16 protein-coding genes are annotated in these 13,510 nt (G+C 39.5%); 7 read left to right on the top strand and 9 right to left on the bottom strand.

The annotated features are described in order from the left end of the window. Positions 1–17: 17 nt before the first annotated feature. The gene (locus AC0VYV_RS04690) at positions 18–416 is read right to left on the bottom strand and encodes an NUDIX hydrolase (protein ID WP_430243701.1); all 399 of its coding nucleotides are present in this window, start codon (positions 414–416) and stop codon (positions 18–20) included. Positions 417–446: 30 nt separating this feature from the next. Continuing rightward, on the bottom strand, positions 447–599 hold the full coding sequence (locus AC0VYV_RS04685) for a hypothetical protein (RefSeq protein ID WP_475366691.1): 153 nt from the start codon (positions 597–599) through the stop codon (positions 447–449). A gap of 199 nt (positions 600–798) precedes the next feature. Between AC0VYV_RS04685 and AC0VYV_RS04680 the strand changes: the two genes are divergently transcribed. Then, positions 799–1,785 (top strand): zinc-binding dehydrogenase, encoded by a 987-nt coding sequence (locus tag AC0VYV_RS04680; protein ID WP_475368495.1) that lies wholly within the window; start codon positions 799–801, stop codon positions 1,783–1,785. Between the two features lie 129 nt (positions 1,786–1,914). After that, positions 1,915–2,577, top strand: coding sequence for a DUF4396 domain-containing protein (locus AC0VYV_RS04675; RefSeq protein ID WP_430243706.1), 663 nt, complete (start codon positions 1,915–1,917; stop codon positions 2,575–2,577). A gap of 17 nt (positions 2,578–2,594) precedes the next feature. Here AC0VYV_RS04675 and AC0VYV_RS04670 read toward each other — a convergent pair whose 3' ends face one another. Next, positions 2,595–3,518, bottom strand: coding sequence for an aminoglycoside phosphotransferase family protein (locus AC0VYV_RS04670; RefSeq protein WP_475374498.1), 924 nt, complete (start codon positions 3,516–3,518; stop codon positions 2,595–2,597). 280 nt (positions 3,519–3,798) lie between these two features. Between AC0VYV_RS04670 and AC0VYV_RS04665 the strand changes: the two genes are divergently transcribed. Further along, positions 3,799–5,079, top strand: coding sequence for a histidine--tRNA ligase (locus AC0VYV_RS04665; RefSeq protein ID WP_475368492.1), 1,281 nt, complete (start codon positions 3,799–3,801; stop codon positions 5,077–5,079). Positions 5,080–5,133: 54 nt separating this feature from the next. Here AC0VYV_RS04665 and AC0VYV_RS04660 read toward each other — a convergent pair whose 3' ends face one another. The 4 genes from AC0VYV_RS04660 to AC0VYV_RS04645 all read right to left on the bottom strand — a co-directional run bounded on the left by AC0VYV_RS04660 (position 5,134) and on the right by AC0VYV_RS04645 (position 8,239). Next, positions 5,134–5,550: an NUDIX hydrolase gene (locus tag AC0VYV_RS04660; protein WP_475374497.1), complete on the bottom strand. Its 417-nt coding sequence runs from the start codon at positions 5,548–5,550 to the stop codon at positions 5,134–5,136. 104 nt (positions 5,551–5,654) lie between these two features. Continuing rightward, the gene (locus tag AC0VYV_RS04655) at positions 5,655–6,434 is read right to left on the bottom strand and encodes a TerC family protein (RefSeq protein WP_475368490.1); all 780 of its coding nucleotides are present in this window, start codon (positions 6,432–6,434) and stop codon (positions 5,655–5,657) included. A 266-nt stretch (positions 6,435–6,700) separates the two neighbouring features. Further along, positions 6,701–7,426, bottom strand: a complete 726-nt coding sequence (locus AC0VYV_RS04650; RefSeq protein ID WP_475374496.1) for a class I SAM-dependent DNA methyltransferase — start codon at positions 7,424–7,426, stop codon at positions 6,701–6,703. A gap of 33 nt (positions 7,427–7,459) precedes the next feature. Further along, positions 7,460–8,239 (bottom strand): class I SAM-dependent methyltransferase, encoded by a 780-nt coding sequence (locus AC0VYV_RS04645; RefSeq protein ID WP_475374495.1) that lies wholly within the window; start codon positions 8,237–8,239, stop codon positions 7,460–7,462. Between the two features lie 215 nt (positions 8,240–8,454). Here AC0VYV_RS04645 and AC0VYV_RS04640 point away from each other — a divergent pair, with 215 nt between their 5' ends. The 3 genes from AC0VYV_RS04640 (at position 8,455) to AC0VYV_RS04630 (ending at position 10,389) form a co-directional block, all read left to right on the top strand. Then, entirely contained in the window at positions 8,455–9,000 is a 546-nt protein-coding gene (locus AC0VYV_RS04640; protein WP_475374494.1) for a hypothetical protein, read from the top strand. Between the two features lie 33 nt (positions 9,001–9,033). Continuing rightward, on the top strand, positions 9,034–9,492 hold the full coding sequence (locus AC0VYV_RS04635) for a spore coat protein (RefSeq protein WP_475366683.1): 459 nt from the start codon (positions 9,034–9,036) through the stop codon (positions 9,490–9,492). A gap of 270 nt (positions 9,493–9,762) precedes the next feature. Then, positions 9,763–10,389, top strand: coding sequence for a DUF2642 domain-containing protein (locus AC0VYV_RS04630; RefSeq protein WP_475374877.1), 627 nt, complete (start codon positions 9,763–9,765; stop codon positions 10,387–10,389). A gap of 107 nt (positions 10,390–10,496) precedes the next feature. Here the strand turns inward: AC0VYV_RS04630 and AC0VYV_RS04625 are convergent, their stop codons facing one another. After that, positions 10,497–10,817, bottom strand: a complete 321-nt coding sequence (locus AC0VYV_RS04625) for a YnfA family protein (RefSeq protein ID WP_475368488.1) — start codon at positions 10,815–10,817, stop codon at positions 10,497–10,499. A 32-nt stretch (positions 10,818–10,849) separates the two neighbouring features. Continuing rightward, positions 10,850–11,416 (bottom strand): hypothetical protein, encoded by a 567-nt coding sequence (locus tag AC0VYV_RS04620; RefSeq protein WP_475374493.1) that lies wholly within the window; start codon positions 11,414–11,416, stop codon positions 10,850–10,852. 217 nt (positions 11,417–11,633) lie between these two features. Between AC0VYV_RS04620 and AC0VYV_RS04615 the strand changes: the two genes are divergently transcribed. Further along, positions 11,634–13,226 carry an ATP-binding protein gene (locus AC0VYV_RS04615; protein ID WP_475368487.1) on the top strand — a complete coding sequence of 531 codons (1,593 nt, stop codon included), beginning with the start codon at positions 11,634–11,636 and terminating at the stop codon, positions 13,224–13,226. The last annotated feature ends 284 nt before the right edge of the window (positions 13,227–13,510 follow it).

Raw genomic sequence — 13,510 nt, 5'->3', positions numbered from 1 at the left:
AGAAAAGACTCCTTAGCTTAAGGAGTCTTTTCGTATAAATAATTCGTTAAATATGCTGCGTCCTCAGGATAGGCATGTGGAATTTCTTCTACTTCATCAATCGTTTTCCATTCAATTTCCTTCACATCTTCTTCAGAATCGTCAAGAGAAAGCATACCACCTACCACATTTACTTCGTAATAATAGGTCGTCACATTCATTCCATTCACATCCTGATCTTTAACGAACAAAGGTTTCTCAATGGCTACTTGATACCCCGTCTCTTCCATCACTTCACGAACACAGCACATCTCAGGCGTTTCTCCCTTCTCGATCTCACCAGAAGGAACGGCCCATTCGTCAGTTTCATTACGAATCATTAGTAAATCTCCCTGGTCATTGATACATACAGCAGCTGCTCCAAACCATTCCTGCATTCTACTCACCCTTTAGCTTCCATTATGTATTTAGGGACTCGTCTGACTTTTAACGTGTTCTGAACTAGAAACCTGATGATTTGTTTCTTCAGGTGCTTTCATTCCATATTTTTTTTGGATGATAAAACCAATCATTAGAATCGAAGCGATCAAACCCCAGAAAATCCAACCGATTAACGTCAATTTGTCCCCTCCTCCATTAAACTCTCTCATTATTCTACGATTCACGGCGCCTTATTGTTTCAAATAATTACTAAAAAGTGCCTACTTACCAAAAAAATTCATGAACTTTATAATGGGAAAACGGGAGAGAAGGTTTACTAAAAGCTCCCCAAGTGAAACATATTCATATTCTGAACCTATTTTAAGGAGGATTTTCATAATGAAAGCTCTTTTACTAAAAGCTAAAGGACAATGGGATTCAATGAGTGTTGAAGAAATCGATACCCCTTCACCTGGAAAAGGAGAAGTTCTTGTAAAAATCCACGCTGCGGGCTTGAACCCAGTTGACTATAAGACAGCAACTAACGGGAATCCAAACTGGGAATACCCGCACATTCTTGGACTTGATGGTGCTGGTATTATTGACCAAGTTGGTGATGAGGTAACTGAATGGCAAGCCGGCGACCGAGTCGTTTATCACGGTGACCTGATGAGAAAAGGAACGTTCGCACAATATGCGATTGCACAAGCTCATACCATCTCTAAACTTCCTGAGTCGATCTCATTCGTTCATGCGGCTGCAATTCCAACAGCTGGTTATACAGCCTATCAGGCGCTATTCCGCAAACTTCATATTCAACGAGGTCAAACCATACTCATCCATGCTGGCGCTGGCGGCGTAGGAGGCTATGCTATACAGATGGCCAAATACATGGGATTAACGGTGATTACAACTGCTTCCCGCCACAATCATGATTTTGTAAAAAAACTCGGGGCTGATTATGCCATTGATTATAAAGAAGAAGATTTTGTGAACCGAACGCTTGAAATAACAAATGGAATTGGTGTTCACGCTGTACTAGATGCGGTAAGTGGTGATAATGCAACCAAATCGCTAGACACACTTACGTTTAATGGGCAAATGGCTTATATTGCAGGTGCACCCGACTTTGCGCAGGGCGTTTCCTTTGCTCGTCCTCTTTCGTTCCATCAAATCGCACTTGGTGGTGTCTATCAATCCTCTAATAAAGCTGAGCAAGCGGATCTTGCCATGATGGGTGATGAGATGATCAACCTACTGTTGGGTGGATATGTCGATCCAATGATCAAGAAGACAATATCGCTTGAAGAAATTCCGCAAGCATTGGTTGAGCTTTCAGAACGTCATGTTACAGGGAAAATTGTAGCTGAAATCGAACAGGAATAACCTACTGGATTCGCTCTCTTTCAAAAAGGGCGAGTCTTTTTCTGATCATGAATCTTCCGAATCATTCGTTTATCCTATACCCCCAGAGGGTAATTGTTTTGTACATACTTATTTTAGAGGTGAGATGATTTGACTACTTTACAGCTTATATCCATTGTTGCCCTATCAATTGGACTTCTTTCTTCCATCGTCATTCTTATAGACATCATTCATCATCCTCAAATGATGAAAATCATGAATGTGGTCTGGCCGATTAACGGATGGTTTCTTGGACCTTTCGCTATCTGGGCTTATTTTAAATGGGGGCGTTTGAAAGCGAAGAATTTGGATCTAGAAGACAATCGCGGAAAGTCTGCCAAAGTGTTTATGTCCACAAGTCACTGCTCTGCCGGTTGTACACTTGGTGATGCGGTAGGCGTTCCGATTGTTGCCTTAACAGGTTTTGCTCTACTTGGTTCCATTCTCTATACTCATTATCTTGTCGAGTTCATTCTGGCATATGGGTTTGGTATTCTATTTCAATTTTATGCCATTTACCCGATGAACAAAGAGAATGGTGCGTGGAATGCGATTAAAGAAGCTGCGAAAGCCGACACGCTTTCTTTGATCGCTTTTGAAGTTGGCATGTTTGGTTGGATGGCCATCGTTCATTTTGTTTTATTTACCGAGCCACCAAAACCCGACTCGGCTGTCTACTGGTTTATGATGCAAATTGCGATGATTCTTGGATTTGCGACAAGCTATCCTGCAAACTGGTGGTTAGTAAAGAAAGGAATAAAAGAAGCGATGTAACTGAAGAAAGTCTGGCCCTAGGCCTGGCTTTCTTCATACCACTTCGGAATTGTCCGATCGAAGCCTTCATACATCTCCCATACATACTGAATGGCCTCTTTCGCTTGAGGAAGATCTTCTGGAAAGTAATCTGTTGCCCAATTCATATGGTAGATCAGAAGCTGAGCCATATGAACCGATCGGATTTTCCAAAACAGTTCAGGAACACAATCAATAAAGTAACCATGAATAACCCCTTTTGAGAAAGGAATGCTTAAACGACTTGAGAATAATTCTAGCTTATCAAACTCCGAATAGGCCGTATTTACACCGCATCGATTAAAATCAATCACACCAGCATATTTTTTCTGAGAGATAATCAAATTCCCTGCATGAAAATCATGATGAGCAAAGACGAGCCTGCTTTCACCGATAAGATGGATATTGTTTCTTACATAGTCAATGGTCTTTCTACCATAAGGGATTTGTATATCAAGTCTATAATACCGTTCTACCGCTTTCTCAAATTTTTCTTGAATAAAGGCCATATGTTCCGGCATTGACGCTTCGATTCGAAGTTGATGCATGTGAACGAGATCTAATCCTGCTTCATAACCAGCAGCATACTGTTCTTCCATTGTTAAGTTCGCTAAAGCAGCTTCGCCATCTTCCCCCTCCAGAAAAGAAAAAATCGTATAACAGAAGTTTTCTTCAGGAACTTCACCGAACGCATATACTTCCTGACAGCGGACTCCTAGTTTCTTAAAAGCCTTCATCTTCTCAACTTTCTCTTGAACCCGCTCACGTAAATCCAACTCATATAATCGAAGCAATACGTCCTTTCCATTCCACTTTGTTACGTATTTCAAATCAAAAGAATACCCCTTTGTAATCTTTCTTAACGTAACATTCGATAGTTCAGGAATATGCGCTATGACTTCCTCTTCCGTAAGACTTCTCAAGCAATTCCCCGCCTTTCTATAGGAAATATTATCCTATCAAATCTTCAGAAAAAAAGAAAGATTGCTGAAATGGTTCTCATGTGCTACTATATTTTGAAATAAGAGGTGAGCGATATGAGACAATTATTCATCGTACAACTTCAGCATCACAGCTAGCCTTGCTATCCGATTGCAAAATAATCGCGTATAGGAAGGCTATTACTCGTAACCGTATGAATTGAGAAGAACATTTCTCCCATTCATGCGGTTTTTTGTATTCAAAAACGAAAGGATGAGGACTATGAAAAAGCTGAAAGATCAGAATGTCAAAGGAACGATGGATTATTTACCTAAAGATGAAATCATACGGCGCAAAGTAAGAAGAATAATAGAAGACACATTTATTCAATACAACTGTTCTCCACTTGAAACACCGATCCTTAACGATCGGAAATTGATGGCTTCAAAGTATGCCGGTGGCGATGAGATTTTAGCAGAAATGTACACCCTCTCTGATCGTGGAGAGAGAGAACTTGCCCTTCGATACGATTTGACCATCCCGTTCGCCAAAGTTGTTGCGATGAATCCAGATTTACCCATGCCATTCAAGCGTTATGAAATCGGAAAGGTGTTTCGAGATGGACCAGTTAAACCAGGGCGTTTTAGAGAATTCACTCAGTGCGATGTGGATATAACCGGCGTGAGTTCACAAATGGCCGAAGCAGAATTAATGGAGATGGCTCTCGATCTTTTCAGTCAACTCGAACTTGATGTGACGATTCAGTATAACAACCGCAAACTGCTTGCAGGTATGCTAGAGTCGATCTCTATTCCTACACTTCGCTTAAATGATGTGATTCTCACGATGGATAAGCTCGAGAAAATCGGGATGGAGGGCGTTAAGGAAGAGCTCTTCCAAAAAGATATCTGCTCTGAAGCCATTAATAGCGTTGAGCGCTATGCAAAAGAGTGGATTAATCAAGACCTCTATTATTTTGAACAGTTCGCATCTGCGAATTCAACTGTACGGGAGGGGTTAAATGAACTTAAAGAACTGACTTCCTACCTGGATGGACTCAACCTCGTTCAAAAATGTCAGTTCAATCCTTTCCTTGCAAGAGGGCTCGATATTTATACTGGGACGATTTATGAGATTTTCTTAAGTAACCAATCCATTACATCCAGCATTGGAAGCGGTGGTCGCTACGATAGTGCGATAGGTGGATTACTCGGTAGTGAAGAACCTTTTTCAACTGTTGGGATTTCATTCGGCCTAGATGTAATTTTAACCGCATTGAAACAGAATGCTACTTCACTTGTGACAAATGAAAAGCCTGAATATGTCATCATCCCCATTGATGCTAAACGCGAAGCCTTGATCGTCGCCTCTGCTTATAGGAAATTAGGATGTCGGATCGAGGTGGATATGAGTGAGAAACGGATTGGTAAATCGATCGAACGCGCAAGTAAAAGAGGAATAGAAAAAGTAATTCTCATTGGGGATAAGGAAGTTGAAAACAATGAAATCATCGTAAAAACACTAGATCAAGGAACGGAGGAGCGCATTCCCTTCCAATTTTAAAACTGTTATAAATATAGCCTTAAGATCCCCCGAGGATCTTAAGGCTACTTTACATTATCCCTGTAAGACGTAAGGAATTGAAGTATGAAGTAAGCTCTCAATTCCCCCTTGATGATAAGGCATCCATTTGTCTGCTTCTTTTCTGTTCATCCACTTGACGTCCGCTATTGTTTCCGTATCTTGAATAGATAAATGTCCACGCGATATTTTTCCTCTAAATGTAAAGAAGTGGACATGGTAATTCGTCATAAACGCTTCATTAACACTCAATAGATTTTCTACTTCTACGGTTAATCCTGTTTCTTCTCTCATTTCGCGAATAGCAGCTTGTGCAACGGTCTCTCCATCTTCCACCGATCCACCTGGTAAAGACCAGTTATTATGTTTGATATTTTGAACCATTAACACTTGATCTTCTTTTTCGTTGTAAAGTAGCGTATATACCACATCAACTCTTATTATTTTGAACACTCCCCATCCTAATCAAAAATCAACAAAGCGCAAAAACCATTTTTTACCTTTATAGTTTACCAGATCCCTTTCTCACAATGGGGAAAAGATTGAGATTCATGTTTTTACAGTGTTTCTCCCTTTGATGCTTCAGTTTTTTTCGAATTCGATAAAAACCAGCCACCGACTGCAATCAAAAGTAACACCGTATAAAACGTTATTTTCCATCCTGGAGACTTTGCAAATGCTTCAGGGAGCACCCCTAAATCAGGATGCGAGAGTGTATATACTGATAGTTTAATTCCAACCCATCCTACAATCATAAACGCAGCAACCTCTAAACCGGGCCTTGCTTTTAATAGCTTCACGAAATAATTTGCTGCAAATCGCATTATGACTAATCCAATTAATCCACCAGCGAAAATAACAAGGAATTTCCCACCATCTAAACCACCAATATGCGGTAGGGGTGTATTTGGCAATGTGACGGCTAATGCAACGGCTGCTAGAATGGAATCTACGGCAAAAGCGATATCCGCTAGCTCTACCTTAAAAACAGTCCCCCAGAAGCCTGCCTGTTTCTTATTCTGTTTCTTTGGCGCTTCCTTACCTTTGTGAATCATCTGTTTTCGAACGATATGATTGATCGCAATAAACAAGAGGTATAACGCACCGATCGCCTGAACTTGCCATACGTTGACTAGAAAAGAAATAGCAAATAATGAAGCAAATCGAAAAACAAATGCACCGGCAAGACCATAAAATAGAGCCTTTTGACGTTCCTCATCTGGTAAATGCTTCACCATAATCGCTAAGACAAGTGCATTATCTGCCGCAAGCAGCCCTTCAAGAGCAATCAGAAGCAGCAAAACCCATCCATATTCTAGTAACATTGAAGCATCCATCTGTACATCCCCCTTTTTTCATCCATACTGCTTTGTTCTTCACAAAAAAACCTTTGCCTAATTGGCAAAGGTTTTTGATGCAAATAAAGACCTTTACCGTAAAAGTAAAGGTCTTGCTAACAACACGAATGTTGCCAACAAAGCCGAGAGCAGTGAAGCTCTGGAATGACGACTTTGCTGTAAAAGCTACTCCCCTTTAGGAGTTGCAGTATGAAATTTTTATTATTTGAAATGATCATAATCTAATATTCTATCGCTGTCAATTATTATTTTATACAAGAAAGTAGAAGAAATAGCGGAATGCGCTGTCTTCGTTCATACTCTTCCTGATGTTGAAAGTTTTCTCGTTGCGGCGTTCCCTCTCTAAGACCTTGAATCGTAAAACCAGTTCGCTGCAGAAGCAAGAAATACTCCTCAATCGTACGATGATATTTCACAACGCTCTCTCCAATCCAGGGCTCTATTCTTCTCCCCGTCTGGAAATAATCATCTACAATCCAATCGGTTTTTTTACCTGTCATACTTTTGAAAGAAGCGGTCATAACTGGATGCAAAACGCTAAATACAAATTCTCCACCTGGTTTTAACGTGTCGTATACTTTTTTAACAATATGATCAAGGTCTTCTATGTAATGAAGAACTAATTGTGAAACGACGCAATCGAAAGTCTGTGATGGATAACCATACGACTCTAGATTTGACTGGACAACGCTCCCCTTCGTTCCCTTTAGCTTCAACTCTGCTTGGTGACACATATTTTTTGAACCATCAATCCCGACATATCGATCGCACTGCTGCTTTAGTAATTCTTCTCCGAGCGAAGCATCTCCACAACCAAGATCAAGAATGGTCTTCTCCCGAACATCGCCTAGTAATGTCATAAGAGCAGGATACTCGATGACTTTATTCGGGCTTTCTTCCCTATGTCGTCTAGCCATATAGTTCTCAAAAAAATCGTGATCATCATAAACCCGCGAACCGCTATATTCCATTTTCAGTATCTCCTTTATAAATAAGTGACTAGTTCAACCTGCATTTTTTATCGCCTTTGTTGCTATAAAGGTTTTAATATATTGATCGATTAGGCGACTCCCTCCAAAATCATCTTCATAAAAACCCTTAATGACAAATCCTGCATCAATCTGTCCCTGTATTTGATCTTCCAGCGTATGTCCGAACTCAAGGGCCAAGTTACTCACTTTGTATTTCTGAAGTTCTTCTTTCGTTAACAATTCGAGGGGAGAGTATGGGATGCTATTCTTCACATCCAGAATTCCTTTATCCTCTTGCTCATCATCAAAAAGATACAATAGTGGATTCGTAAATCCTGAAATAAGTGTGCCCCCTTCCTTCAGTACTCTTGCCGCCTCCTTCCAGACAGGTAATACATTTTCAACAAATACATTTGAAACAGGATGCACAATCACATCAAATGACCCATTTTCTAAAAAGGATAAATCCGTCATGTCTCCTTTAACAACAGTTAACTGCAAGTTCTCCCTTTCAGCTACAAATCTGTCCTGTTCTAGCTGTTTCTCAGAAAGATCAACAACTGTCACTTCCGCCCCTGCGGCTGCAAGTATTGGACCTTGTTGTCCACCACCAGATGCTAAGCAGAGAATGCGCAAGCCCTTCAGATTAGCTGGAAACCAATGACGCGGAACAGCTTTCTCCGTCGTAACAGTGATATGCCAATTCCCTGCTTTACTTTCTTTGATCATTTCTTGAGTGACTGGCTTTGTATAAACAACTTGATCCTCCACTTTCTTATCCCAAATCTGACTGTTATACTCATTTGTTTTCATTGTCTTCCCTCACTTAGTTAAAATCACTCTCGTTCTCCTATTCTGTTTAACTAGTAAAAACCCTGCTCCTAAATTCCCCAATGATTAGGCTAATCTCACGGTGGACAAACACACATTTTCCAAATGATAGACAAATATACTGATCTTTGTCCCTCCGAGATACATACTATGCCATTACAAGCGTTTATATAAAAAGGAAGAAAGGATGCATGAATGTGCAAATGAACTTTTCACAACTTGAGAGCTACATCGGCAAGAATGTTCGAATCAACCGTGGAGGACCTGAAAGTCAGGAAGGAAAACTTCTTGAGCTTAAACAGGATTTCTTAACTATGCTTGGACAAAAAAATAACGTTATCTATTTCCATGCTACTCACATCAAAAGCGTCACAATCAATACGAAAGAGGAAGTAGAAGTTATTGTGCCAATTGAAGAACCTGTTCTTGAATTTGAAAGTGGAGAAAGTTTTCAAGAAGTTCTTGATGAATTAGTCTTTAGTTCTGTTCAAGTTAATCGCGGTGGCCCAGAGAAAGTAGAAGGTGTTTTACTTGAAGTGAACGATGATCACATCATCGTAGGGAAGGAAGCAGAATTGGTACACATTGCACTGTTTCATGTAAAAAGCGTTAGTAAGGTCGTTAAAATGACTCAACAAGAAGAGTCTAGCAACAATCAAGAAGACAATCAAAAAGAAAACCGAGGAGAAAGCAGAAGAGAAAACCTCTTTTCTAACTACTGGCAGCCCGTTTCAAAAAAATAAATAGCGAATGCTTATGAAAGGATAGGATATATGATGGCCAATTTAAATAGCGATACGCTCGTGCCATTGCTAGGTAAGCAAGTTAAAGTCAATTTAAAAGGACCTGAAGCAAAAGTAGGTATTCTCTTTCAGGTTGCAACGGACCACTTTATGCTACAAACAGAGAAAGAAATGATTTATTACAACCTTGACCATGTTAAATCAATTTCCTTAGATACAACTACTATGCCGGAAATCACTGGGAATACGTTTCTTGATCCAATCCAAGGAAGCTCTATCACAGAAGTGTTAGGGGCGCTCCATTATAAATGGGTAAAGATTAATCGTGGCGGTCCCGAGCATGTTGAAGGTATTCTCCTCAATGTAGCAAGCGACCATATTCTTCTATTAGTGAAAGCTGAACTCGTTCGCATTACACTTTTCCATATTAAAAGCTTCAGTACTATCGAAACGGTGATTAAAGAAGTTCCTGCAAAAATCGCCGAGGCTTAACTCGTATTCTTGAGAGGAAGAGAGAGCCATGATCGACTATATCTCTCCTTACGCATTTCGGAAGTTACTTCATGTGATGAGGAAATGACTCGCCTTTAAATTCATAGTTATTTGTACAGTCATCTTCCTCCTCACAATTATTTTTTATGTAGAAAAATGATCGTCCTATCAGAATCACTTGTTTATATGGCACAGCTGGTTTTTTCATATGAAAGGAGGTCAAAAGTGAGAAATTCATCAGATTTAACGAACGAAACCATTCGATTAAAAATGAACGGAACAAAAGACATTATCGGTGTGCTAATCGACTCAGGAAATGACATTCTTGTCTTATATAACGGCAAAGACTTCATCTATGTCTCCCAATACCATGTTCAGCATTATGATGTATGTACGAAAGAAGATGAAAAAATTCCACTTCCAAAAGAGTCGCTATTTGAAGAACCTGAAACGTTAAATTCGATTTCGCTTCGTAAAGCACTACAAGAATCAAAAGGAATGTTTACAGAGATTTATGTTACTGGCCATCACTCTCTTCATGGATACATCACTAGTATTATGAACGATTACTTTGTGTTCCAAAGTCCCATTCACAAAACGATGTATATATCCATGAAACATCTAAAGTGGCTGATCCCTTATCAAGGTAACGAAAGACCATATCACTTAACACATTCAGAATTCCCCGTTGTACCAATTGGACTCTCCTTATCACGCACATTAGAAGAGCAGCTAAAAAAAGTAACCAATCAAATAGTCATTTTCGATATATATGAAAACCAAAACAAAATAGGGAAATTAACAAGTATTCAGGAAAACCAGGTCACGTTAATGACGGCAAAAGAGGGTCAAGTTTTCATTAATTTTCACCATATAAAATGCGTTCATTTCCCTTAAAATCAAGACATCGATTCACTCATTGGTTATATCTCAGCCTCATTCGTCCGTTCCATGAAAACGGGCTTTTTATTATGTCTTGATGAAGACTTCTAAATGAACTTCCTTTAGTTCCGCGGTAAGAGCATCACCGTTACACCTACTAAGCAAATAAACGCTCCAATTAAATCATAGCTATCAGGGACTTCCTTATCAATTCCCCATCCCCAAAGGACGGACATCACTATAAACACACCACCATACGCCGCATACACGCGACCGAATTCCGGATATACTTGCAAAGTCGCAATCACACCATAAAGAGCTAGAGAGATTCCACCAGCTAGTCCAAATACGCTCGAGTACCCTTCACGAAGCCAAAGCCAGATTAAATAACCTCCTCCTATCTCTGCAAGCCCAGCTAAAATAAATAAGAGAATTGTTTTCATTTCCGCTACCCTCCTTCACAATGCAATTAATGTTAAAAATACAAATCAAGCGCTAGTGTCATTCCGATCATCACTACCTTTTCTTCATAACTAAGGTGACGAACATCAAGAAAATAATGATCTTCATTCAAAAGATTATCTTTCATGGATTGATAAACTGCAGATCGTTTCTTAATCGTACCAACACGATGAACTGATTCAACGCCATACACAGAAAAATCTGTAGCACCATACTTTCCAAGGGCTTGCATAATGGTACTCCCCCTTGTGTCAACAACCGTCATTTTTGGCGATTTCACTTTTACTTCAGACTTGATCGTTCCAATTAATTCGCTTGCTGAATAAAGGAAGATGTCTTTGTAGTAACCGCGATCTTTATCAATAGATGTATTCGGTCCGTTAGGCAAATGTAGATGTAATTCACGACTAACAGCCTGGCGCAAGGTAAAAACCTTTAAAAACCAATTCCATGGACTATCTGAAGGGATTTCTTCAATTGAACCTATTCCTTTTTTATTGCTCAATACAGTATACAATAGTCCCTTCCCCGTATGATCCGTCTCTTTTCTAATTTCGATTTCTTCTATATACTCAAGCATAATTTTCCCTCCAATCTAAATGGCTTCATTATAAAGTATCTAAGAATGCGATTACAATTTTTTTCGACAACATCAAGTAGAATCACGTATTACTAATGGTAAAAACTAACCAGTAGGGACCAAAGTATGATAATCTATAAAAAAATGATTCTATTAAATGCAAAAATAATACTTTTCACATAAAACCATTACTACTTCCAGGAAAAGAGGATGCCTCATGACGCAACGTGAAATTCAAATCCAACATTCTAAAAACACATGCGAACATGTCTATCAATTGGATCCAAACTCAATTCCTGTTCTTCACGTTTTACTTTCAGAAGAAGAGTTAGCGCTTCGTTTACAAAATTATTCATGTTCTCTCTCCATCATACAAAAATTCATGAAAAAGCTTCTTAGCTTTTTATCTGACACCCCAACCGTGGTGGTAACAACTGATCACGAAGGCTATGTATTAGATTCATATGGCGATGAATCCTTCGAACAAATGACAGCGTCACTCGGCATTCAAAATGGCGTTAAGTTTGATGAAGAAACAGCTGGTACGAACGCCATTACACTTGCCTTAAAACACCAAGAACCGATTCATCTCATTGGGGATGATCATTATCACTACTGCTTTGAAGATGTGGCTTGCTACTCAGCACCATATGCATATCATAATGGGGAGATTATCGGTACGATCTCCCTCATGACAACTAAGAAATATGCCTCTCAATTGCATCTAGGCTTGCTTTCATCTTCTATAGATACGATTGAACGGGAGATCCAGGTTAACAAGCAAAACGAACAGCTCCATCTCTATAACCAGATGCTTATGCGTGCCACTCCTATCGGAATTGTCATTTCGGATCAAGATGGGCAAATAAAAGAATTCAATCGAAGTGCTGAAAAACTAACGGGACTTAATAAAACCAAAATGATTGGCTATCCAATTACCGAAATCCCTACTCTTAAACCGTTTTTCGACCATGTGTTTTCGAAACAAAAGGGCATCGAAGACATCGAAATCACTTTTTTTAAAAACGATGAACGTAAATGCTTACTCGATATTTTGCCTCTTTACGATCACAATCAACAGCTAAGCGGAGCTTTCGCTCAATTCCGAGATATGACTTCTTATTATCAACTACAAGAACAGGTCATTCAATCTGAGAAGCTTTCTGCAATCGGAAAACTAGGTGCTGGTTTTGCTCATGAAATCCGCAACCCACTTACATCAATTATTGGCTTTACACAACTTTTAGATGTAGATGAGAAACAAGCCAATTACATTAGTATCATTAGGGCTGAACTCGACCGTATGAAAAATCTTGTAAATCAATTTGTTATGATGGGGAAACCAACGGTAAGCGAGCGAACGCTAAAACAGTTAAATCCCCTTGTATTTGAAACGGTAGAATTAATGAAAAGCAATGCTCACTTACATAATGTCGAACTTGAATTCGATGCGAACACTGAGAATATTACGGTTTGTATGGATTCCTCACAAATCAAACAAGTGCTCATTAATTTTATCAAGAATGCGATCGAAGCTATGCCTGAAGGCGGAGAAATCTCGGTTCATTTAACAAAAAACGAGGAAAATGCGGTTATCTCCATTGAAGATGACGGCAAAGGAATGAGCGAAGAAGAAGTGAAACAGCTAGGCACCCCTTTCTTTAGTACGAAAAGAAGCGGGCTTGGGATTGGACTATCGATTTGCTTTGATATTATGGAGGCTCATAATGGAGAAATAGCCATTGATTCAGAAATAGGAAAAGGTACAAAAGCCAGGCTCATTCTCCCTTACCATAAAGAAGAGAACTGAGCTTCTCTTTTTTTCCTCACATGCTCAACACGACGATGAACGTAAGGAGTAAAATCCCAATCGCTAGTGCGTCTAATCCATACTTTTGCCATTCTGTTAAGCTCTTGCCTTTTGGTTCTAATCAAGAAAGATAGAACAAGGATAATACCGATCGTGAAGACAATGGCAGCCCTAATCTTCAAATAGATAAAATCCCTTTTTATTCCATATTTCTCATCCTAACTAAAACCAAACAAAGGCTGTTCCCCTAGCAGAGGGGAACAGCCTTTTTAAACTAATCGTGT

The organism is Anaerobacillus sp. QJM3NY_17 (assembly GCF_056173665.1).
Note: the sequence above shows the minus strand (reverse complement) of the source record. Positions and strands in the feature narration are given on the sequence as shown.